Here is a 20,279-nt window from a genome sequence, read left to right on the forward strand (position 1 = left end):
TATCTGCGCGTCGTTCGCAGCGTCCTACGGCATCCGCCTGCGGATTGCGGAAACCCGCATGAGCTGGCGGGAATTCAGCGCTTTTCTGGCCAACCTTCCGGGAGAAAGTCAGCTTGCCCGCATCATCTCGATCCGCATGGCAGAGGGGGACGAATTGAATTCATTATCCCCTGCGCAGAAAAAGCTGCGGAACGATTGGTACGTTTGGCTGAACAGCCGGACGACGCCTGAGAAGAAGCTTGAAGACAGCGAACATCTGCGTGAAAGCTTAAAATCCATGTTTTATGAAAGGAGGGATCAGGATGGCTGATAGCAAGGAAGAAATATCACTGTCCTATGAGCTGGATGTGAAAGAATTAATCGCTCTGGCTGGTACAGCAGGCATTCAGGCAGGGCAAAGTTTAAAACAGGCTTTATCCACTGAACTTTTAAATCTAAGCGGAATCTTTTCAACCAATATGCAAACAGCAATCAATAATTTTGTGCCTCAATTTGAAACTGCCTCTCAAAAATTATCTTCTATATGTAATCAAATGGGCCTGTCCGTTCAAACACTGGGCGCTGTACTTGTTCAAAACTTAGGTCCAAAAATTGACCAAGTTGTGCTAAGCATGTCCAATCAAATCCCAATTGCATTCGGTTCCGCCATTGGCTTTGTGGAACAGTTTATCTCAGTGACAAGTAAAGTCAACACGGTCGCAAATACATTCAAAACCTTCAGTGATGTCTTAAAATCTTCTAAGGGTGCGGAAACGGGATTAACTACTATTCCATCATTACTAAGTGTTTCCACCGTTCAGGCATTGCTTTTTATCGGGGCCTTGGTAGCGATTTCCACCGTCGTTGCTCTTATCGTACAAAATTGGGGACCGATCAGCGCATTCTTTCAAAATTTATGGAACACACTGCAAGCACAGGCAAAAGTGCTGGGGACCTGGTTCACCGGTACCTTTCTGCATTATTTTCAGGATACCTGGAACAACATTAAGGCCTTTGTCGTCGGGATACCGGCTTACTTTACCAATCTATGGAGTGTGCTGACCGGAGGGATGACGAATCTTTGGAACACCATATCTGCAGTTGTTAAAAAGATGGTTCAGCCTCTCGTTCAGTCCATTTTGACACCATTCACCGGCCTTCAGACGACCTTTAAGCAAATCCTGACCGGAGTACAGAATATCTTCACCGGCACCTTTACTCTTCTGAAGAACATCATTCTGGGTCCGATACTGCTGATCTGTGATCTGATATCCGGGAACTTTGGAAAAATTCTTCCGGACCTGATAAAGATTTTCACAAATATTCAGAATGCGCTCAAGCAAATCTGGACCGGCATTCAGCAGTATTTCCGCGGTGTGTTCACCGTTATCGGAACCATCTTTACCAGCACATGGAACGGTTTTGTTTCCATTGTCACAACAACCGGTACAAAGATTAAAACCGGAATCACAACGCTGTGGGACTCGATTATCAGCTGGTTCCGCTCCCTGCCCGCGACCCTGATGCAGATCGGTGCAAAAATGTTTGAATCGATGAAAAGCGGGATAGACAGCACGATCCATACGGTTGTAAGTGCTGTTCAGACGGGAATCGGGCAGGCAATCGACTGGATTAAGGATCTGCCCCACCAGGCGCTACAATGGGGAAAAGACATCATTGGCGGCATTGTGGACGGGATTAAATCTGCCGCGGCTGCGGTTGGAGACGCCGTCGCGGGAATTGCGCAGGATATCCGGAAATTTCTGCATTTCAGCGTACCCGACGAAGGTCCTCTTGTAGATTTTCCGACCTGGATGCCGGATATGATGAAAGGGCTTGCTTCGGGTATCCTTGAAAATAAATCACTGGTCACTGCCGCACTGATGGACCTCGCCGGAGCAATGTCCGTGGGGCTGAGTGTGACCCCGGCTCTCGCCGTGTCAGGCGGCGGCTCTGCTTTTGCAGCACAGCAGCAAGGCTCTTTGTTTGCAGCCGGCATTTCCCGCCCGGTGATTGACTATCACCCGACGTTCCAGAGTCCCAAGGCGCTCAGTCCTGTGGAAATCGCGCGGCAGGAGAGGCAGAACGCACAAAGACTATCACTATTTCTTCGGAGGCGCTGAATGAAACTGATATGCAATAACACCCGCGGAGCAACGATGTCGTTTGGAGCTTTCGCTCCCTGCTGGCTGGTTTCCGTAGACGGTCTCGGCTCTTCCTTTAACGTTTATACTGCGAAAACCAGCGGACAGGATGGAGAAAACTACAACGGCTCCGACGCACAGAAGCGCAACATTGTTTTCAATCTGGAGATCAGCCGCGGGGATTTTGAAAAACAGGTTGGACGTCTCTATCGTTTTTTTCAGGAAAACTCACCCGGAACGCTTACCCTTGAAGGCGGCACACCTAAAAGAATCGGTTATTATGTGGAAAAAGTCGACCCTGAGGCGGAAAGCTTCTCCCCCGCGGGCAGCTCGCCGTATGAAACGCGGAGCGTCACAATTTCGCTCATTTGCCCCGATCCCAGATTTTATTCCGCTCAGGACAGCCTGACTCAGCTTGCCGCGTGGGACGGTTTGATTGAATGGGACGTGGAAATCAGGGAAGAACCGTTTGCTTTGACGGAAAAGGTGAACACCCTCATCGGAAACGTCCATAACGACAGTTCCGTTCCAATGGGTTTGACTGTGGCGTTTACGGCTTCCGGTGAGGTAGTCAACCCCTCGCTGTACGACATTAACCGGCATGAACTGATGAAAATAAATACGACGATGCACATCGGCGATAAGATTCTCATTACCACCGGCACCGGAAACAAAAATGTCCAGCTGATTTCAGGTGGCAGAACCTTCAATATCAATAATCTCATGGCATACCCGCCCAAATGGCTGATGGCATACGAAGGGGATAACCTGTTCCGGTATGATGCCGATTCCGGCATAGACAGCCTAAGCGTGTCCATTTTAAGCACTCAGGCGTATTGGGGGGCGTAGGAATTGGAATTGTATATTTACAGCGAAACGCTGGAGCAGCAGGGTGTAATTGACAGCTTCTCCTCCCTGCGCTGGCGCCGCCGCTTTTTTGAACCGGGAGAATTCGAGCTGCATGTCCCGGCCACGCAGGAGAACCTTTTTCTCCTGCGTGCGGGCAACGTTTTGCACCGTCTTGACCGACAGGAAGCGGGAATCATTGAGAGTGTAAAAATTTCGGAAAGCAGGGATGGAGGCAGCGAGATAGAGGCCTCCGGGCGAATGGGTTCCTCTCTGCTGGATCAACGAATCATCCTTCCGGCAATCAGCTTTTCCGGCACAGTGGAGGACGCCATGAGGAAGCTCGTTTCGGAAAATGCGATTGCCGCGCGCCCGATTCCATTTCTTACACTTGGAGCGCAGCAGAGCTTTCCTTCCTCGTGCAGTTTTCAGGTCAGCGGTAAAAATGTTCTTTCCGCGCTGAAGGCTCTGTCAAAGTCCGCTCCGCTCGGCTTCCGGGTCAGGCTGGATATTCCGGATCAAAAGTGGGTGTTTGAAGCCTATGACGGAAAAGATCATACCGTAGGACAACTGGATAACCCTTATGTTCTTTTCAGCGACGGATTCGGAAACATCCGGGAGCCAGGCTACACATTGGACACGACCGGATACAGAAACTTCGCCTATGTAGTCACAGAAAGCGACGACGCCGTCCGCACGGTTGTTGAGGTGGACCAGACGGGCGGAGAAACCCGGCGGGAACTTTGGGTAGATGCCGGCGACATTCAAAAAGGCGATCTGACGGACGATGAATACAGGACACAGCTCATGCAGCGGGGACTGGTTCAGCTGGCTGAAACTGCAAAAGCGGAAAGCTTTGAGGCCGCGGCCGTCAACACGGAAAACTTTCAATACCTGACCGACTGGGACCTTGGCGATATCGTGAGCTTTGAAAAATGGGAACTGCGCCTTGACCAGAGAATTACCGAGGTTGAAGAAGTCTATGAAAACGGAGTCGAAACGATTACCCCGGTTTGCGGGACTCCGCTGCCGGAAACATTAAATTTAGGGAGTGATACATAATGGCTGAAAACAGTGGATTTTTTCGAAGTGTAAACGGCGACCGGAAATATTCCGTAAGCTTTTTGGCAAAATGGGCCGGATGCTTTGTTTCAAACGGCGTTTATAACGGTGAGCTGGCCGTTACTGCCGGTGAAAACATGCAGGTCGTCGTCCCGGCCGGCCGGGCGTGGTTGGGACCGAACGGCGAACGGTACAAGTACGAAAACGACAGCGATAAAGCGCTTCCCATTGCCAACGCCGATGGCGTACTGGCTAGAAAGGACACCGTTGTTCTGCGCTGGGACGTGAATGAGCGTTCCATTACGGCACAGGTGCTGACCGGCGAATTTTCCAGCAATCCGGTTGCCCCCGCCATTTCACGTACCGCAGAGCAGTACGACCTGAAGCTGGCCGAAATTTACATTGCACCCGGTGCGACGGCAATCACCCAGGCGGTCATAACGGACACGCGATTGGACAGCGCGGTTTGCGGGATCGTGACAAGCATTGTGACACAGGTGGACACATCCACTTTCTACAATCAGATTCAGTCCGATCTGGCACAGTTCAAAGCAAAAAATCAAGCAGAGTTTACGGCCTGGTTTCAAAGTATCCGTGACGTCCTTGACGAAAGTGCGGCAGGCAATCTGCTCAATATGATTCAGACGCACGAGGCCGACACGGTAGCGCACGTCACCCAGGAAGATCATGATAAGATCAGCGGGGCTGTTCAGTCCGCCACCCTCGGCGGCGCGGCGGTGACTAAGAGCGGAACGGAATTGCAGTTTCCGGCGTATCCGGCGATTCCCGGCAGCCTTCCCGCCAACGGAGGCACGGCAGATTACGCCCATTACAGCAGTCACGCAGTCGGATCCGGTGGCGCGAGCCTACGCAATATCACCATGTCTACAGGGGGGCCATCCGGTGGCCAGGACGGCGACATATGGCTACAATATTCGTAAAGAGGTGTGAGTATGCCAATATCTTGTAATATCGGTGGTGTATCCCATAATGCAAAGCCGTTTGTCAATATAAATGGGATATGGCACCCGGTAAAAAAGGCGTTTGCCAATGCAGGCGGCGTGTGGAAGCAATCGTATAGTGCATTCCCAAATCAGATCAGCGGACAATGCACTGGTGTATACAATCCATATGTCAGCGACAAAGCACATAGATACTACACCACTAGTATTACACCTCCAGCGAGTGTCACTGGTTCATGGCCAAACACTATTCAAATGTATCTAGATGCATATGTTATTTTACTTGATGGCGCACATTCCGGCACAGTTAGTGGTGGAAACTGTTATGCCCGTCTTAATTTTAATGAACCAATTTCATATAAAACCGGTGAATATCTTTTTAAAATGTCACATGTTTCTTTTGGTATTGGTTCTTCTTATACAGCTTACTGCCTTTTTATTGTTATAAAGTCTGATGGTGAACGTCAACAGGTGTGGTCTTCTCTTGATGATCCAGAATTACAGGTTTCTGGAAAAACCAGTAAAACAGTAAATAGAGACAATTGGGGTGTAATCGTTCCATCGGACATGGATATTGTTGGTATCGAAATTCAAGCAACTGCATGGGCTGAATATGCATCTAGTCAATTTGATACATCTGATTTTACCGTCACAGGTTATATCTCTGAAATTGCTGGAGAATCAATGTCCGGTAAGGCAATTGATCCGAACATTAGAGATCATGATGGATAAAGGAGGAATAAATATTTCAACAATCAAATTTTCAGACGACACGGACTTGCCCATTATCAGTAGATCACGGGGGAAGTATACACATTGCCGTATACAAATTATTTGATTTCAAAAGGGACAAGGGGGAAACATCGTTTCCCCCTTGTCCCTTTGTCCTACTATTTATTTTCATTACACAATGCTTATTTTACGAAATCTGTGTTTCTGTGCCAGTTCGTATAAATCCAGCATCCAGGTCATTCCTATCCGCGAGACAGCGGAGATTGCAGCCCTGTAAAAACACGGAAGTCCTGCTTCCCGGACTATTCACCAAACTAAAGGGAATGATTTTGTTGACCGGGGCCGAAGCCATTAAAACACTGATTCTCATCAGTTGATCCGATTCAAAAAGCCTCCAGTTTTCCAGCCTTTTCACATTCTGTCGGCCGAAATGTTTCCGTAATAGACGAAGCAAGAATCCCTTGCAAGATCAGCAATTTTACCAGTTTTAGCTTCCATTTTTTTGCTGAAATTAACCAAAGCTAATATTGACGGATCGCGAGTCGATCGTTATAATGTTTTACATAGAACTGTATGATATAAAACATATGATTCAAATCATATTAAGTTATAGAAAGGAAGTGCTGTATGGAAAAGATGAGGATTGGGCTGGAACTTCGCTCGCTGAACAATATGATCCGGCGCTATTTTGAATTTTCTTCCCATAAAAATGAAATCGAAACCATCACCGGAAACAACGGGTGGATTATCGGCTATCTTGCCGATAATGCAGACAAAGATATCTATCAGAAGGATTTGGAGGATCACTTTACCATCACCCGTTCCACAGCGTCGAAGGTACTCAGCCTGATGGAACAAAAGGGGCTGATTCAAAGGCAGGCGGTCGCGCAGGACGCGCGCCTGAAAAAGCTTGTCCTCACGGAAAAAGCATGGAAAATCAAAGGGCTCATGCGGGAGGATGCAGAGAGGATGGAACGGACCCTGACAAACGGATTTACGGAGGAAGAAGTGGAAACGCTGTACTCTTACCTGCAGAGGATGAGGACAAATATATCCAATATGAATCCTGCTCTTTCCTGACATTTTAGTAAACGTTAAGGAGATTTTATATGATGAAAAAGCTTCTCTCCAGCGTGAGAGAATATAAGAAGAACACCCTGCTTGCCCCGGTATATGTGACCTTCGAGTCGATCCTTGAAATCGTCATCCCTACGCTGATGGCGTATCTGATCGACTACGGAATCAATCAGAAAAACATGCCCAATGTCCTGTGGATAGGGCTTGCGCTGATTGTCTGCGCGATGATCTCGCTGCTGACCGGCGTTCTCGCGGGCCGCAGCGCGGCGGTCGCTTCTGCGGGCTTTGCAAAAAATTTACGCCGCGACATGTTCTATAACGTGCAGAAATTTTCTTTTTCCAATATTGATAAATTTTCAACCGCCAGTATCATCACACGGCTCACCACCGACGTTACCAATGTACAGAACGCTTATCAGATGCTGGTCCGTCTCGGGGTCCGCGCGCCCATGATGATCGTGTTCGCGTTGATTTTTTCTTTCCGGATCGACGTTCGCCTTTCCCTGATCTTTCTTGCGACGATCCCCGTGCTCGGCGTAGGACTCTGGCTGATCATCTCGCATGTCCACCCTGTTTTCGTGCGGGTATTCAATACCTACGACAAGCTGAACCGCATTGTTCAGGAAAATCTGCTTGGCATCCGGGTCGTCAAATCCTATATCCGGGAGGATCATGAAGAGGAGAAATTCGCGGACATTTCCCAGTCGATTTTTCAGGATTTCACAAAGGCGGAAAAAAGAATTGCGTTCAATATGCCGCTGATGCAGCTTTGCCTTTATGCCAGTATGCTCTTGCTTTCCTGGTTTGGCGCCAAAGAAATCATCGCCAGCGGCAACAATCCCGTAATCGGGCTTTCGACGGGAGAACTGGCCAGCCTGATCACCTACGCCCTGCAGATACTGATGAGCCTGATGATGCTTTCCATGGTGTTTGTCATGATTATCATTGCCCGCGCTTCGGCGGAACGTATTGTGGAAGTGCTGAATGAGGAAAGCGATCTGAAAAACGGGGAAAATCCGCTGTATACCGTACAGGACGGTTCCATCGTCTTTGAAAACGTCACTTTTACTTATTCCAGAAAGGCCGACAAGCCGGTCCTTGACGATATCAACCTGTCCATCGCGTCGGGAGAAACGGTCGGTATTCTCGGCGGAACCGGTTCTTCAAAATCGAGCCTCGTTCAGCTGATTCCGCGTCTTTATGATGTCACGAACGGGAAAGTAACCGTCGGCGGCGTCGACGTGCGGGATTACGATATTGAATCGCTCCGCAATCAGGTGGCGATGGTGCTGCAGAAAAACGTACTTTTCTCCGGCACGATCAAAGAGAACCTTCGCTGGGGCAATGCGGACGCCACAGAGGAAGAAATGATCCATGCCTGCAGCCTTGCCCAGGCCGACGGCTTCATCCGGGAATTTCCGGATCAGTACGACACCTATATCGAGCAGGGCGGCACCAATGTGTCCGGCGGACAGAAGCAGCGGCTGTGCATTGCGCGGGCACTGCTGAAAAAGCCCAAAATTCTGATTCTGGACGATTCCACCAGCGCGGTCGACACCAAGACCGACGAATTGATCCGCCAGGCATTTCGGCAGGATATCCCGAACACGACGAAAATCATCATCGCACAGCGTGTTTCCTCCGTTCAGGACGCCGACAAAATCATTGTGCTCGACGACGGCAAAATCAATGCGGTCGGGACGCACGAGGAACTGCTCGGGACCTGTGCCATTTACAGGGAAGTCTACGAGTCTCAGAACAGAGGAGGTGCTCTCCATGAGTAAAATGCCGTCGAAAGAAAATCCGCAGGTACACGGCAAAGCGGCGGCGGGCGGAAGGCCCCCGATGCAGCGTTTTAAGCCGGGTACGATCAAAAGACTGTTTACCTATATGGCCGGCTACCGGATTCAGCTGATTCTCGTTTTTGTCTGTATCCTGATCAGCGCGGCCGCGGGCGCGGCATCCTCTTTGTTTCTTCAGACGCTGATCGACAAGTACATTATCCCTCTGCTGGGCCAGGCGTCCCCTTCCTTCACGGGCCTTTTCAGAGCAATTCTCTTAATGGGATCGATTTATATCATCGGCGTGCTGTCCACATTATTCTACAACCGGATGATGGTCATCATTGAGCAGGGCACGCTGAAAAGAATCCGCGATGAAATGTTCACGCATATGCAGAGCCTGCCGATCCGATATTTTGACACGCATACGCACGGCGATATCATGAGCCGTTATACCAACGATACCGACACGCTGCGCCAGGCGATCTCCCAAAGCTTGCCGCAGATGTTTGCGTCCCTCGTCTCCGTGGCGGCGGCGTTTTTCTCCATGCTTTATCTCAGCGTCGGCCTTACCGCTTTTGTCGCCGTGTTCGCCGTGATTCTGCTGAAGGTAATCAAAGCCCTGGTGGGAAGAAGCGGAGCCTTTTTCATGAAGCAGCAGCAGTCCCTGGGCGACGTCAACGGCTATATTGAAGAAATGATCAACGGCCAGAAAGTCGTAAAGGTCTTCTGTCACGAAGAAAAAACCGAGGAAGATTTCGATAAAAAGAACGAGGACCTCTGCTACTGTGCGACCGAGGCGAACAAGTACGGAAACATTACCATGCCGGTAGTCGGCAATATGGGATATATTCTATATGTGCTTCTTGCCATCATCGGGGGCGCGGCGGGCATCGCGGGGATTCCCAACCTAAGCCTCACCGGGGTCCAGGCCCTGACGATCGGTACGATCGTATCCTTCCTTACCCTTTCCCGCAGCTTTATCAACCCGATCGGCCAGATTTCCATGCAGTTCAACATGGTGATCATGGCGCTCGCCGGCGCGTCAAGAATCTTTGACCTGATGGACGAGGAAAGCGAGCAGGACGACGGATATGTTACCCTGGTTAATGCGAAAATAGAAAACGGCGAAATAAAAGAATGCAGGGAACGGACGGACACATGGGCCTGGAAGCATCCGCACAGCGACGGAGCGGTGACCTATACGCCGCTGCAGGGAGACATCCGCTTCAATGACGTGGACTTCGGCTACGACGAAAACAACGTCGTCCTGCACAACATCACGCTTTACGCGGAGCCGGGCCAAAAGGTCGCCTTTGTAGGAGCGACCGGCGCCGGAAAAACGACGATCACCAACCTGATCAACCGGTTCTACGACATTGCCGACGGGAAAATCCGTTATGACGGAATCAATATCAACAAAATCAGAAAAGCCGATCTCCGCCGGTCGCTCGGCATCGTTTTGCAGGACGTGAACCTCTTTACGGGAACGGTAATGGATAACATCCGCTACGGCAAGCTGGACGCGACGGACGAGGAATGCATCGCGGCCGCAAAGCTTTCAAACGCCGACGGATTTATCCGCATGCTTCCGCAGGGGTATCATACCGTGCTGGAAGGCGACGGCAGCGGCCTTTCGCAGGGGCAGCGTCAGCTGATTTCCATTGCCCGCGCGGCAGTGGCCGACCCTCCCGTCATGATTCTTGACGAGGCGACCTCCTCCATCGACACCAGAACCGAAGCCATCGTACAAAAAGGCATGGATGCGCTGATGAAAGGCAGAACGGTGTTTGTCATTGCGCACCGCCTTTCCACCGTTCAGAATTCCGACGTCATTATGGTTCTGGAACACGGCCGCATCATTGAGCGCGGCAGCCACGAACAGCTGATCAGCGAAAAGGGGAAATACTATCAGCTCTACACCGGCGCGTTTGAACTGGAATAAACCCAGCCGTCCGGCCTGGCCGGCAGAGCGCACCGGTCAAGCCATACCAATATCGCTGATACAACCGTCAAACTGGAGGATTACACATGCTCAGCAATCACGGATTTGACCTTTGGTCGAATCGTTACGATGATTCTGTAAAGAGCGCAGAGGAAAGCAACCGGTATCCTTTTGCCGGATATACGGCCTTAATGAACGCGATTTATGGAACGATCATGAATCAAGCCCCTGCCAGGGTGTTGGACATCGGCTTCGGAACCGCTGCGCTGACTTCTAAACTGTACGATCACGGCAACATCATAACAGGAATCGATTTTTCAGCCGAGATGCTGAAAATCGCTCAGTCCCGGATGCCGGACGCTAATTTATTTCAGTGGGACTTTACACATGGGGTTCCGCCTGCTCTCAATCATCAGAAGTTTGATTTTATCGTTGCTACGTATGCCCTGCATCACCTAACGGATGAAGCCAAGGTCAATTTCATTGCCGAACTCCTTGATTTACTGGAAGCGCAGGGCTCCATTCTCATCGGCGACGTTTGCTTTTACACAAGAAACGACCTGCTTCTGTGCAAAGAGTCTTATGGCGACGATTGGGACAATGAAGAAATCTATTTCGTATTCTCGGAGTTAAAAGATCAGCTTAGCACGGTCTGCAGCCTGACTTTCCAAAAGTTTTCATTTTGTTCGGGTATTATAGAAATTCAGAAAAATGTTTGATTTCCCTTTGCCTACAGCATTTCCAGTTAATTCTGCAACAAGGTTGTGTTTCTCCCCCGCCTTCGGCGGGGGAGAAACGTGTTTTGTCTCGCAAACTGAAATGGAATTGCTGTCGTTGCTCCTGCAGAAAGCAAAGCCCGTGAAACGACAGCCGCCGCCACCTGTGTACACAGGTGGCGGCGGCTGTTTGCGCTCTTATTAAAGATTACATTTTGTCGTGGCAGGTTCTCGCGATGACGTCGAGCTGCTGCTCTCTCGTCAGGTCGATGAACTTTACCGCGTATCCCGATACACGGATCGTAAAGTTTGCGTACTCCGGTTTCTCAGGATGTTCCATCGCGTCTTTCAGCTTTTCGGTGCCGAAGACGTTGACGTTCAGATGATGGGCGCCGCGGTCGAAATATCCGTCAAGAACATGCGCGAGGGTTTCGCTCTGCTCTCCCTCGGTATGACCAAGCGCACCCGGACTAATGGTCTGCGTATTGGAAATGCCGTCGAGCGCATACTCGTAAGGCAGCTTTGCAACAGAGTTCAGGGAAGCGAGAAGTCCGTTCTTTTCCGCGCCGTAGGACGGATTCGCGCCCGGCGCCAGCGGCGTCCACGCCTGTCTTCCGTCCGGAAGCGTGCCGGTATTCTTGCCGTAAACAACATTGGATGTAATCGTAAGAATCGATGTCGTAGGCTCCGAATCACGATAGGTGTGATATTTTGTCAGCTTCTTCATGAAGGTCTTTAAAAGCCATACGGCAATGTCGTCCGCGCGGTCGTCGTCGTTTCCGTAACGCGGGAAATCGCCTTCGATCTGAAAGTCCACGGCCACGCCGTGCTCGTTGCGCACAGGGGTTACCTTTGCGTATTTCACGGCGGACAGAGAATCGACCACGTGGGAGAATCCCGCGATACCGGTTGCGAAGGTTCTTCTCACGTCGGTATCGATCAGCGCCATTTCCGCCGCTTCGTAGTAATATTTGTCATGCATATACTGAATCAGGTTCAGGACATTGACGTAAAGCCCCGCAAGCCAATCCATCATGACGTCGTACTTCGCCATCACGTCCTCGTACTCGAGGACCGCGGAGGTGACGGGCTTGTAAGCGGGTCCCACCTGCATGCCGCTCTTTTCATCCACGCCGCCGTTAATGGCGTACAGCAGACACTTGGCGAGGTTTGCGCGCGCGCCGAAGAACTGCATTTCCTTACCGGTCTGTGTCGCGGATACGCAGCAGCAGATGCTGTAGTCGTCTCCCCAGATCGGGCGCATCACATCGTCGTTTTCGTATTGGATGGAACTTGTCTTTACAGAGATATAAGCCGCGTATTTCTTATAGCTTTCCGGCAGCTTGGAAGAATAAAGGACGGTCAGGTTCGGTTCCGGCGCGGGTCCCATATTCTCCAGCGTGTGAAGGAACCGATAATCGTTTTTGGTCACCATGTGGCGGCCGTCCATTCCAAGCCCCGCCGTTTCCAGCGTAGCCCAGACGGGGTCCCCGGAAAACAGCTGGTTGTAAGAGGGAATACGGGCGAACTTCACCATTCTGAGCTTTAACACCAGATGGTCGATCAGCTCCTGCGCCTCCGCCTCGGTCAGCGTTCCTTCCTCCATATCGCGATGGATATAGATGTCAAGGAACGTGGACACGCGGCCAACGCTCATCGCCGCGCCGTTCTGGCTCCTGATCGCCGCCAGATACCCGAAGTACAGCCACTGGACGGCTTCTTTCGCGTTACCGGCCGGCTTTGAAATATCGAAGCCGTAGGCCGCCGCCATTTCCTTCATGTCCTTTAAGGCCCTGATCTGGTCGGAGAGTTCCTCTCTCTGGCGGATGATTTCGTCCGTCATGATACCGGACCCGCAGTAAGAAAGATCCTCTTTCTTCTTTTCAATCAGGTGATCGATGCCGTAAAGGGCAACGCGGCGGTAGTCGCCGACGATGCGCCCGCGTCCGTAGGTATCCGGAAGCCCCGTGATGATTTTATTGTGGCGGGCCTTTTTCATTTCAGGCGTGTACGCGTCGAAAACCGCCTGATTGTGCGTCTTATGGTAATCCGTGAAAATCTTATGCAGCTCGGGAGCGGGTGTATAGCCGTAGGTGGTGCAGGCTTCCTCCGCCATCTTGATTCCGCCGTAGGGCATGAACGCCCTCTTCAGGGGTTTGTCCGTCTGCAGTCCCACGACCTTTTCAAGGCTCTTGTCCCCGCTGTCGATGTAGGCCGCGCCGTAAGAGGTGATACCGGAGACGACCTTTGTCTCCATATCCAGTACGCCGTTGTTCGCCCTCTCCTGCTTCTGCAGCTCCTGTACCTTGCCCCAGAGCTTGTTCGTCGCATCCGTCGGTTCTGCCAGAAAACTCTGGTCTCCGTCATATTGTGTGTAATTGTCCTGAATGAAATCTCTCACATTGACGTCGTCCGTCCAATGCGAGCCTTTAAAGCTTCTCCATTCCTGTCTCATCGTATGACTCCTTTCTGAGATAACGCGCAGTCTTTTCTTCTGCTGCTCCGATGTTCTGACTATAGTTTAGCTGATTTGCTCTGCCAATTCCTTGATTGTAATCAACAATTCAGTATTTCATGCTGTCGGGTTCATCTGCTTGCGGCGCAGCGTTTCCCTGCGCGTCCGAAGCACCGCTTTCCCCGCGAAGAATCCGTTCGGCATTTTTCACGCGCTCCGCGCCGGGCGATTCGACCCCTTCCAGAGAATACGGAATGCCAAGCTCTTTCCATTTGTATTGGCCCATGGCATGGTAAGGAAGCACCTCGATCTTCTCCACATTTTTAAGCGAAGCGATGAATTCCCGTGTTCTGCGCAGATAACCGTCATCGTCCGTAATTCCCGGAACAAGCACATACCGGATCCAGACAGGCTTGCCGATATCGGACAGATACCGGAACAGATCAAGGATATTCCCGTTCGGCTGTCCCGTCAGCTTTCGATGCTCCACGGGGTCGATATGCTTGATATCCATTAAAAGAAGGTCCGTATACCGCATCAGCTCCCGGAATTTTGAAAAAAACGGTTCCTCTCTCGTAAAAGGCTGGCCCGCCGTATCGATTGCGGTATGGATTCCGCGCGCTTTGGCCTTCTGAAACAGCTCGAGAAGAAAATCGATCTGCAAAAGGGGTTCCCCGCCGCTGACGGTAATCCCGCCTTCCTTGCCCCAATAGCTGCGGTACCGCTCCGCCTGATCCAGCAGCTCGTCCGCCGTGCGCAGGTCGTTGGAACAAGGGTCCCACGTATCGACGTTATGGCAATAGCGGCAGCGCATCATACATCCCTTTAAAAAGATAAGAAAACGGACTCCCGGGCCGTCGACGGAACCGAAGGATTCTGTGGAATGGATTGCTCCTCTGATCATATGCCTCTTCCTTTCTGGTGCTTTCAGTATACTCCCGCTGATGTTCTTTTTCTTTGACCAGAATCAAGTTTCCAACGAGTGGATTCCTCAATCAGGGACCCGATTTTCCGCCTTCTTATAGAATAAAAAATTATGATGCTCCCTCCCCGCCTGCGGCGGGGAGGGAGCATCATAAAATATCCGCAATTTTTCGTGGAATATCCGACTGAGTTTTGGGGGTCACTTCACCGACTGGCTGGCTTCGTAAATCTTCTTCAGTCCGCTGCGGTCCGTGACCAGAATCTTCCCCTGACCGAGCCTTTGAATAAGACCTTCCTTTTCAAACCGGCTCAGGTTCCTGCTGACGGTCTCCGGACGCAGTCCAATGCTGGCGGCGATATCCTCCAGCTTCAGCTTGATCTCCGGTCCGACGCATCGAATGTCCCTGTCCAGCAAAAATCCCGCCAGCCGCACCTTCGGGTCACGGATGGAAAGCAGCAACGCCTTTTCATTGGCGTCCTTTAACCGGAGGGAGAGAAGGGAAATCAGGTTCATCGCAATCCCCGGGCGATCGGCGAGAAGCTGTATAAATTCACTCTTTCTGATCTCACACAGCTCCACCTTTGACAGGCACACCGCCGAATATGGAAAAACGGCATTTTCGAGAAAAAGATTTTCCCATACGGCGTCCCCGTCGTGAATGATATCAAGGATGTATTCGTTTCCATCCGCATCATATTTACAGAGCTTAATCCTTCCTTTCCGGATGATCAAAACAGAGTCGACTTTCTCCCCCGCCCGAAACAGGAAGCTTCCCTTTGCTTTGGTCGTCTGCACGGAGTGCTCCGTAAGGTTTTTCTGTATGTCTTTCGGGAGCGTACTGAACAGTGGGATCGTCGCCGTACATAAAAGACCGTTTTTACAGTTCAAGCATCCGGGCAGCGTTTTTTGATCCCCTTTTTCCATGACAATACCCTCTCCCATCCATTTCAATCTCTCAAGTATCTTTTTCTATATTTTATCATAACCCGATCATAAGGGAAAGAGCAAAGAAAGAAGATACCCGGGCATGGTCAATGAATTTCCCGAATCCCGGCCTGAATTCTTTTTGCCAGAAGGACCAAAACAAGGACGGCAACGGAAACGAGGGCGGTAAAGCCGCCCGGAGCCACATTCAGGTAAAAAGAAACAAACAGCCCCAGCATAATATCGATCACGCTGAAAAGAATGGAAAACAGCAGGGTCGCTTTAAATCCTTTCCCCAGCTGCAGAGCGGTGGCGACCGGAAGCGCGATCATGGAGCTGAGCACCAGAACGCCCACGATCCGGATAGAAACGGAAATTGCGGAGGCCACAAGGATCGAAAACACATAATTGATCAGCTTCACCCTGACCCCCGCAACTTTTGCGGCTTCCTCGTCGTATGCGATGTAAAGCATCTGATGATACAGAAAAATAAGGGCCAGAACAGAAATGACACTGAGCACGACCACCATGATCATATCGAACCGGGTAACGGTAAGAATACTGCCGAACATAAAGGAATCCGCGTTGGCATGAAGCTTTCCGGAACTGATGATGGTGATCGCGGTGCCTACGCTTAACGCAAGCACAATGCTCAGGATCAAGTCCGTATATTTTTTAAAATAGGTTCTGAGAAATTCGATCAGCGCGCCGCAGATGGAAGTAAAAACAAACGCTCCCAGAACGGGATTCTGGTTAAACATCAGCCCGATCGTAATCCCGGCCAGGGAAGCATGGGACAAGGTGTCCCCGATCATGGAGTAGCGCCGGAGGACCAGAAAAATTCCGATACAGGGGCATAAAACGGAAATAAATACCGAAACAAACAATGCGTTTTGCATAAAACTATAATTTAACATCTGCATCATCCTTATCATTTCTCTTTAAATATTCATCGGCATACTGTTTCGGGGAACAAAGATGCCCCTGACCGTTGACCAGATGGTAAATCAGCGTGGAATTGGAAACGGCGGCATCCAGATTGTGTTCTACCGAAACAATCGTTATTTGATTCTCCCGGTTCATTTCCCTCAAAAAGCCATAAATTTCTTTTTGGCTGCCAATATCCACTCCGGTGGAAGGCTCGTCCAGAATCAGTAAATCGGGATCACCTATCAAAGCTCTGGCAATCAGGATCTTCTGAGTTTGTCCGCCGGACAGCGTCCCCATTAAAGCGCCGGAAAAACCGGACATCCCAACTTTCTCCAGATTCTCCGTAAGGATATCTTTGTTTTTTATTTTCAAAAGCTTACGGTAGGAATTCAACATCTCATAAACGGTAATCGGAAAATTGGAGTTTGAAAAATCATTTTTCTGCGGCACATATCCAATTCTCCTGGCTTCCGAGGTAATGGTTCCTTCCGTCGGTTTTATGAATTTCAAAATCAGCCGCATCAGCGTGCTCTTCCCGCAGCCGTTTTCCCCCACTACGGAAACATATTCCCCCTGCCGTATATTCAGGTCGATCCCCTTGAGCACAAAAGGCGCGGCCCCCGTATACGAAAAAGACAAGTTCTCTGCTTTGATCATAATAATCCCCTTACTTCCTATTCAGCGTATCAATTAAAATTTCTATCACAGCAATTTCATTTCCGTTTACGAAACAAAACGCGTTTTCCTCCCCCGCCTTCGGCGGGGGAGGAACGCAAACTTGTTGCAGAATCAAATGGAAATGCTGTAGAAATATTTTCAAGGAATTGCTTGACAAGTATTTTCTTCCGGATTATATTATAAATACAAATGAGTCGCATTTGCAAGTATTATTTTTTGGAGGTAACAAAAATGTTTAAACGGTATACGGCGCTCCTGCTCAGTGCAGCAGCCGTTATGAGCGTAGGCCTTTCGGCGTGCGCCAGCAACAATCCGGCGAGCGCGGGGGCGTCCGGCGCGGTCCCGGCTTCCAGTACGGCCGCGGAAGAAAGCAAGGGCACAGACGGCAAGATCAAGGTTTCCGTAACTTTTAACGCCATGAAAGAGTTTACGGAAGCGGTCGGCAAAGACAAGGTGGACGTCGCCACGATTATCCCGGACGGAACAGAGCCGCATGATTTCGAGCCGAAAGCACAGCACAGGTTTTTGTATACAGCGGACTGGGCATGGAGGCCTGGGCGGAGGATGCGGTCAAATCCGCAAACAATCCGAATCTGATCACCGTGGAAGCTTCAAAGGGCGCGGATGCGATCAAAAACACGGATCCGGAAGAAATTGAGGAACACGGACAGTACGATCCTCATATTTGGCTGGGCCTGAAAGGCGCCGAAGTGGAAGTGAAAAACATCAAAGACGCGCTGGTCAAGGCCGACGGAGCCAACCAACAATATTATGAGAAAAATTATGATGATTTTATTTCCCAATTGGAAAGTCTTTATACAGAATACAATAAAAAATTCCAATCCGTGGAAAAAAAGAGCTTTGTTACGGGTCATGCCGCTTTCGGTTACCTCTGCCGTGATTTCGGGCTGGAGCAAAACAGCGTGGAAGACGTCTTCGCTGAGGGAGAACCCAGCGCACAGCAGTTGACGGAGCTTGTCAAATACTGCAAAGATAACAAGGTGACGACCATTTTTGCGGAAGAAATGGCAAGTCCGGACGTTTCAAAAACGTTGGCCAAGGAAGTTGGGGCGAATGTCGAAACCATTTATACCATTGAGGGCGGCGAAGACAACAAAACGTATCTGGAGCGGATCGAAAGCAATCTGAGTAAAATCTATTCCAGTCTGGAAAGCAAAGCCTGATTTTGGGAAGGTTATATGCCCTCGTAGCTTAACGCAAGAGTTTTTGGTATTTCCAAAGGTGTCGGTTGAACTCCGTCCCAGGGCAAAAACATGTAAAGTGAGGAAAACAGTATGTACGAAGACAAGGTGCTGGTTTGTCAGGATTGTGGGAAAGAGTTTACCTGGACAGCCGGGGAACAGGAATTTTATGCCGCCAAAGGTTTTGTAAACGAGCCGAGGCGCTGCCCCGAATGCAGGAAAAAACGCAAGGAGGGGCAGAAACCGGAAAGGGCAATGTATGACGCCGTATGTGCGGCTTGCGGAAAGCCTTGCAAAGTCCCCTTTAAGCCAACCGAGGGGCGTCCCGTATATTGCAGCGAATGCTTTGCAAAAATGAGAGAACAGGCGTGAAGCTTTTTGGATTTCAATATCAGGGAGGTTTGAATTGGCTAAAAAAGCGATTGTAATCAAACATCGGCGGCAGCAGCAAATGGTGCAGAAATACGCTGCGCTGCGCAGGGAACTGATTGAAAAAGGAGACCGCGCCGCATTAGGCGAACTGCCGCGTGACGCATCTCCGACACGGGTTCATAACCGCTGTTCTCTGACAGGCCGTCCGCACGGCTATCTGCGGAAATTCGGAGTGTCCCGTATTGTATTTCGTGAACTGGCGCATCGCGGGCAAATTCCCGGCGTCAGGAAAGCAAGCTGGTAGAGGCTGGGAAAGACGGTGAAGAAAAAACATGCGGGTAAAAATCACATTAGCCTGTACGGAAACAGGGGATCGGAACTACACGACAACAAAAAACAAGAAGACCCACCCGGAACGAATGGAAATGATGAAGTATTGTCCCCGGCTGCGCAAGCATACACTGCACAGGGAAACGAAATAAAAGGATAACATCGAACCTGCCCCCTATCGTAGGATATTGAGCTACGGCAGGGGGCAGGTCTTATTCCACGCAAAACGAACGCTTTCCTTCTTTACAAATTGTGCTATAATAAAGTTGCCAGGACCCCCTCTCCTTTTCCAACTCCATCAGCGGTCCCTTAGCATGATTGATAGTTTGGTGTTGGCCGGAGCAATCTGCTGTCATATAACCTATGCGAATGGATCATTTGCATGAATCAGGAGTGATATTATGAAAAATAAAACTGATCACCGCGCGGATCTCAGGCAAAAGGGATTAAAGAACACGAAGCGCAGGATGGCTATTCTGGAAATATTAGAAAAACAGACTCAGCCTGTGGCAGCGGAACAAATATTTATGGAACTGAACCGTTACGACCTTTCGATCAGCATGTCGACGGTTTACAGGGAGCTGGACAGTTTAGTGAACAACAATTTAGCCCTCAAAATAAAGATAAACGAAAGCAACAAGGCGCTTTATGAATATAACAGGATGATACACAAGCATTATTTAGTGTGCCTGGGCTGTAAAAAAATGATTTCTCTGGATATGTGTCCCCTGAAGACCTATGAGGAAAAGCTGCAGGAGCAAACCCATTTTATCATTACGGATCACAAGCTGAATATATACGGCTATTGCCCTGAATGCCAGGCGAAAGGGCTGCCCCCAAAAGCTTAAATTCCGTCCTCGAATTCAGAATGATAAAAACGCCGCCTTATCCCATCACAACGGGGAAGGGCGGTGTTTCTATTCAATGGAATCCGCCCTCAGCGGAGGATTCTGAAAGACTTCTCCTCCGGCTCAGTCGGAATATCCCTAGAATCGATATGATCAATGGTAATATAATAGCCCTTTTGCAGCATTTTCAGCATGGCATTGACGTCATGCCGTTCCCCCTGAACCTCTGCAGTCACGCTGCCGTCGAATTCATTGCGCACCCATCCGGTAAGCCCGAGCAGCTGTGCCGCCTGACAGGCTCTGAAACGGAAGCCGACCCCCTGTACGCATCCGGTAAAAGCGTATCGCACTCTTATTTTCATACGGACCTC

20 protein-coding genes and 2 pseudogenes are annotated in these 20,279 nt (G+C 50.1%); 15 read left to right on the forward strand and 7 right to left on the reverse strand.

Going from position 1 to position 20,279, the window contains the following annotated elements; all coding sequences use genetic code 11:
* The first annotated feature begins 1 nt into the window (after position 1).
* Genes LY85_RS07815 through LY85_RS07840 form a run of 6 tightly spaced genes read left to right on the forward strand, consistent with a single transcriptional unit; the run spans position 2 to position 5,725 of the window.
* The gene (locus LY85_RS07815) at positions 2-310 is read left to right on the forward strand and encodes a Gp15 family bacteriophage protein (RefSeq protein ID WP_141826178.1); all 309 of its coding nucleotides are present in this window, start codon (positions 2-4) and stop codon (positions 308-310) included.
* Entirely contained in the window at positions 303-2,102 is a 1,800-nt protein-coding gene (locus LY85_RS07820) for a hypothetical protein (protein ID WP_141826179.1), read from the forward strand. Before LY85_RS07815 ends, LY85_RS07820 begins: the two co-directional genes overlap by 8 nt.
* Positions 2,103-2,972, forward strand: a complete 870-nt coding sequence (locus LY85_RS07825) for a phage tail domain-containing protein (RefSeq protein ID WP_141826180.1) — start codon at positions 2,103-2,105, stop codon at positions 2,970-2,972.
* 3 nt (positions 2,973-2,975) lie between these two features.
* On the forward strand, positions 2,976-4,031 hold the full coding sequence (locus LY85_RS07830) for a siphovirus ReqiPepy6 Gp37-like family protein (protein ID WP_141826181.1): 1,056 nt from the start codon (positions 2,976-2,978) through the stop codon (positions 4,029-4,031).
* Positions 4,031-4,972, forward strand: a complete 942-nt coding sequence (locus LY85_RS07835) for a hypothetical protein (protein ID WP_141826182.1) — start codon at positions 4,031-4,033, stop codon at positions 4,970-4,972. The genes LY85_RS07830 and LY85_RS07835 overlap by 1 nt, the downstream gene beginning before the upstream one ends.
* Positions 4,973-4,984: 12 nt before the next feature.
* Entirely contained in the window at positions 4,985-5,725 is a 741-nt protein-coding gene (locus tag LY85_RS07840) for a hypothetical protein (protein WP_141826183.1), read from the forward strand.
* Between the two features lie 250 nt (positions 5,726-5,975).
* Here LY85_RS07840 and LY85_RS19510 read toward each other — a convergent pair.
* Positions 5,976-6,077: pseudogene (locus LY85_RS19510) on the reverse strand (glycine radical enzyme activase); the annotation flags it as partial.
* 275 nt (positions 6,078-6,352) lie between these two features.
* On the opposite strand from LY85_RS19510, the gene LY85_RS07850 reads away from it, so the two are divergent.
* The 4 genes from LY85_RS07850 to LY85_RS07865 all read left to right on the forward strand — a co-directional run bounded on the left by LY85_RS07850 (position 6,353) and on the right by LY85_RS07865 (position 11,247).
* Positions 6,353-6,805: a MarR family transcriptional regulator gene (locus tag LY85_RS07850; protein WP_141826184.1), complete on the forward strand. Its 453-nt coding sequence runs from the start codon at positions 6,353-6,355 to the stop codon at positions 6,803-6,805.
* 29 nt (positions 6,806-6,834) lie between these two features.
* Positions 6,835-8,586, forward strand: a complete 1,752-nt coding sequence (locus LY85_RS07855) for an ABC transporter ATP-binding protein (RefSeq protein ID WP_141826185.1) — start codon at positions 6,835-6,837, stop codon at positions 8,584-8,586.
* A gap of 1 nt (position 8,587) precedes the next feature.
* Positions 8,588-10,528, forward strand: a complete 1,941-nt coding sequence (locus LY85_RS07860) for an ABC transporter ATP-binding protein (RefSeq protein WP_141828019.1) — start codon at positions 8,588-8,590, stop codon at positions 10,526-10,528.
* A gap of 86 nt (positions 10,529-10,614) precedes the next feature.
* Entirely contained in the window at positions 10,615-11,247 is a 633-nt protein-coding gene (locus LY85_RS07865) for a class I SAM-dependent methyltransferase (RefSeq protein WP_141826186.1), read from the forward strand.
* 205 nt (positions 11,248-11,452) lie between these two features.
* Here LY85_RS07865 and pflB read toward each other — a convergent pair whose 3' ends face one another.
* The 5 genes from pflB to LY85_RS07890 all read right to left on the reverse strand — a co-directional run bounded on the left by pflB (position 11,453) and on the right by LY85_RS07890 (position 17,135).
* Positions 11,453-13,699, reverse strand: coding sequence for a formate C-acetyltransferase (gene pflB, locus LY85_RS07870; protein WP_141826187.1), 2,247 nt, complete (start codon positions 13,697-13,699; stop codon positions 11,453-11,455).
* 109 nt (positions 13,700-13,808) lie between these two features.
* Positions 13,809-14,603, reverse strand: a complete 795-nt coding sequence (pflA, locus tag LY85_RS07875; protein ID WP_141826188.1) for a pyruvate formate-lyase-activating protein — start codon at positions 14,601-14,603, stop codon at positions 13,809-13,811.
* Between the two features lie 219 nt (positions 14,604-14,822).
* A complete protein-coding gene (locus LY85_RS07880; RefSeq protein ID WP_141826189.1) occupies positions 14,823-15,566 on the reverse strand; it encodes a Crp/Fnr family transcriptional regulator in 744 nt (247 codons plus the stop codon).
* Positions 15,567-15,655: 89 nt separating this feature from the next.
* A complete protein-coding gene (locus LY85_RS07885; RefSeq protein ID WP_038325699.1) occupies positions 15,656-16,465 on the reverse strand; it encodes a metal ABC transporter permease in 810 nt (269 codons plus the stop codon).
* A complete protein-coding gene (locus tag LY85_RS07890; RefSeq protein ID WP_038325700.1) occupies positions 16,452-17,135 on the reverse strand; it encodes a metal ABC transporter ATP-binding protein in 684 nt (227 codons plus the stop codon). The genes LY85_RS07885 and LY85_RS07890 overlap by 14 nt, the downstream gene beginning before the upstream one ends.
* A 252-nt stretch (positions 17,136-17,387) precedes the next feature.
* Here LY85_RS07890 and LY85_RS07895 point away from each other — a divergent pair.
* From LY85_RS07895 to LY85_RS07915, 5 genes and pseudogenes are all read left to right on the forward strand, one after another.
* Positions 17,388-18,340, forward strand: a pseudogene (locus tag LY85_RS07895) (metal ABC transporter substrate-binding protein).
* A gap of 111 nt (positions 18,341-18,451) precedes the next feature.
* A complete protein-coding gene (locus LY85_RS07900) occupies positions 18,452-18,730 on the forward strand; it encodes a zinc-ribbon domain containing protein (RefSeq protein WP_141826190.1) in 279 nt (92 codons plus the stop codon).
* Positions 18,731-18,764: 34 nt separating this feature from the next.
* A complete protein-coding gene (rpsN, locus tag LY85_RS07905; protein WP_141826191.1) occupies positions 18,765-19,034 on the forward strand; it encodes a 30S ribosomal protein S14 in 270 nt (89 codons plus the stop codon).
* A gap of 28 nt (positions 19,035-19,062) precedes the next feature.
* A complete protein-coding gene (rpmG, locus tag LY85_RS07910; protein WP_081928380.1) occupies positions 19,063-19,212 on the forward strand; it encodes a 50S ribosomal protein L33 in 150 nt (49 codons plus the stop codon).
* Positions 19,213-19,461: 249 nt separating this feature from the next.
* Positions 19,462-19,908, forward strand: coding sequence for a transcriptional repressor (locus LY85_RS07915; RefSeq protein WP_141826192.1), 447 nt, complete (start codon positions 19,462-19,464; stop codon positions 19,906-19,908).
* An 89-nt stretch (positions 19,909-19,997) separates the two neighbouring features.
* On the opposite strand, the gene LY85_RS07920 is transcribed toward LY85_RS07915, so the two are convergent.
* Positions 19,998-20,270, reverse strand: coding sequence for an acylphosphatase (locus tag LY85_RS07920; protein ID WP_141826193.1), 273 nt, complete (start codon positions 20,268-20,270; stop codon positions 19,998-20,000).
* Positions 20,271-20,279 lie beyond the last annotated feature (9 nt).

Origin of the sequence: Clostridium sp. KNHs216 (assembly GCF_006714885.1) — a bacterium.
Lineage (GTDB): Bacteria > Bacillota > Clostridia > Oscillospirales > Acutalibacteraceae > Caproiciproducens.

Coding starts and splice junctions, on each gene's coding strand:
- LY85_RS07860 (WP_141828019.1), top strand. CDS start 8,588: ATGCCGTCGAAAGAAAATCCGCAGGTACACGGCAAAGCGGCGGCGGGC.
- LY85_RS07850 (WP_141826184.1), top strand. CDS start 6,353: ATGGAAAAGATGAGGATTGGGCTGGAACTTCGCTCGCTGAACAATATG.
- pflA (WP_141826188.1), bottom strand. CDS start 14,603: ATGATCAGAGGAGCAATCCATTCCACAGAATCCTTCGGTTCCGTCGAC.
- LY85_RS07900 (WP_141826190.1), top strand. CDS start 18,452: ATGTACGAAGACAAGGTGCTGGTTTGTCAGGATTGTGGGAAAGAGTTT.
- LY85_RS07835 (WP_141826182.1), top strand. CDS start 4,031: ATGGCTGAAAACAGTGGATTTTTTCGAAGTGTAAACGGCGACCGGAAA.
- rpmG (WP_081928380.1), top strand. CDS start 19,063: ATGCGGGTAAAAATCACATTAGCCTGTACGGAAACAGGGGATCGGAAC.
- LY85_RS07820 (WP_141826179.1), top strand. CDS start 303: ATGGCTGATAGCAAGGAAGAAATATCACTGTCCTATGAGCTGGATGTG.
- LY85_RS07885 (WP_038325699.1), bottom strand. CDS start 16,465: ATGTTAAATTATAGTTTTATGCAAAACGCATTGTTTGTTTCGGTATTT.
- LY85_RS07840 (WP_141826183.1), top strand. CDS start 4,985: ATGCCAATATCTTGTAATATCGGTGGTGTATCCCATAATGCAAAGCCG.
- LY85_RS07890 (WP_038325700.1), bottom strand. CDS start 17,135: ATGATCAAAGCAGAGAACTTGTCTTTTTCGTATACGGGGGCCGCGCCT.
- LY85_RS07915 (WP_141826192.1), top strand. CDS start 19,462: ATGAAAAATAAAACTGATCACCGCGCGGATCTCAGGCAAAAGGGATTA.
- LY85_RS07865 (WP_141826186.1), top strand. CDS start 10,615: ATGCTCAGCAATCACGGATTTGACCTTTGGTCGAATCGTTACGATGAT.
- pflB (WP_141826187.1), bottom strand. CDS start 13,699: ATGAGACAGGAATGGAGAAGCTTTAAAGGCTCGCATTGGACGGACGAC.
- LY85_RS07880 (WP_141826189.1), bottom strand. CDS start 15,566: ATGGGAGAGGGTATTGTCATGGAAAAAGGGGATCAAAAAACGCTGCCC.
- LY85_RS07920 (WP_141826193.1), bottom strand. CDS start 20,270: ATGAAAATAAGAGTGCGATACGCTTTTACCGGATGCGTACAGGGGGTC.
- LY85_RS07825 (WP_141826180.1), top strand. CDS start 2,103: ATGAAACTGATATGCAATAACACCCGCGGAGCAACGATGTCGTTTGGA.
- LY85_RS07855 (WP_141826185.1), top strand. CDS start 6,835: ATGATGAAAAAGCTTCTCTCCAGCGTGAGAGAATATAAGAAGAACACC.